The 1387-nt window shown below is 72.2% G+C and carries 1 protein-coding gene; it reads left to right on the top strand.

Going from position 1 to position 1387, the window contains the following annotated elements; translation table 11 throughout:
* On the top strand, positions 1-1383 hold the full coding sequence (locus HNR76_RS15250; RefSeq protein WP_162312346.1) for an L-serine ammonia-lyase: 1383 nt from the start codon (positions 1-3) through the stop codon (positions 1381-1383).
* The last annotated feature ends 4 nt before the right edge of the window (positions 1384-1387 follow it).

The following is a 1387-nucleotide window of genomic DNA, read 5'->3' as shown; positions in this document are numbered from 1 at the left end:
ATGGCCGTCAGCACGTTCGACCTGTTCAAGATTGGCATCGGGCCCAGTTCCTCGCATACCGTCGGGCCGATGCGCGCGGCCGCGCGCTTCGTCCAGCACCGCCTCGCCGAGCCCGGCCTGCTGCCCGCCGTGCACCGGGTCCGCGCCGAGGTCTTCGGCTCCCTGGCCCTGACCGGGCGCGGCCACGGCACCGATACCGCCCTGCTCCTGGGCCTGGAGGGCCAGCGCCCGGACGCCGTCGACCCCGACGCCATCCCCGGCATGCTCGCCCGCATCCGCGCCGACAAGACCCTGCGCCTGGCCCCCGACCGCCTCGTCGCCTTCGACGAGAAGCGCGACCTGGCCCTCAACAAGCGCCAGAAACTGCCCTTCCACACCAACGGCATGCGCTTCACCGCCTTCGACGCCCAAGGCCAGGTGCTCGCCACCCGCGACTACTACTCCGTCGGCGGCGGCTTCGTGGTCAACGCCGACCAGGCCGCCGAGGACCGCATCGTCCCCGACCGCACCCCCCTGCCCCATCCCTTCGCCAGCGGCGACGAACTGCTGGAGCGCTGCCGCCAGTCCGGCCTGTCCATCGCCGCGCTGATGTTCGCCAACGAGCAGGCCTGGCGCAGCCCGGACCGGATCCATGCCGGCCTCAGGCAGCTCTGGGCCGCCATGCAGGCCTGCGTGGCCCGCGGCATCGACGCCCAGGGCGTGCTCCCCGGCGGCCTGCGCGTGGTCCGCCGCGCCCCGGCCCTGCACCGCGAGCTGGCCGCCAAGCCCGAGGCCGGCATGCGCGACCCGCTCACCACCCTGGACTGGGTCAACCTCTACGCCCTGGCCGTCAACGAGGAGAACGCCGCCGGCGGCCGCGTGGTCACCGCCCCCACCAACGGCGCCGCCGGCATCCTCCCGGCCGTGCTCCACTACTACGACCGCTTCTGCCCCGGCAGCACCGAGCAGGGCATCTTCGACTTCCTCCTCACCGCCGCGGCCATCGGCATCCTCTACAAGCAGAACGCCTCCCTCTCCGGGGCCGAGGTCGGCTGCCAGGGCGAGGTCGGCGTGGCCTGCTCGATGGCCGCCGCCGGCCTGGCCGCGGCCCTGGGCGGCACCCCCGGCCAGGTCGAGAACGCCGCCGAGATCGGCATGGAACACAACCTGGGCCTGACCTGCGATCCCATCGGCGGGCTGGTCCAGATCCCCTGCATCGAGCGCAACGCCATGGGCGCGGTCAAGGCCATCAACGCCGTGCGCATGGCCCTGCGCGGCGACGGACAGCACAAGGTCTCCCTCGACAAGGTCATCAAGACCATGCGCGAAACCGGACGCGACATGCAGGACAAGTACAAGGAAACCTCTCGCGGCGGACTGGCCGTCAACGTCATCGAGTGCTGAGGGC

The organism is Pseudoxanthomonas broegbernensis, from assembly GCF_014202435.1.
GTDB classification, from domain to species: domain Bacteria; phylum Pseudomonadota; class Gammaproteobacteria; order Xanthomonadales; family Xanthomonadaceae; genus Pseudoxanthomonas; species Pseudoxanthomonas broegbernensis.
The sequence above is the reverse complement of the archived record's forward strand: the minus strand, read 5'-3'. Positions and strand labels throughout refer to the sequence as shown.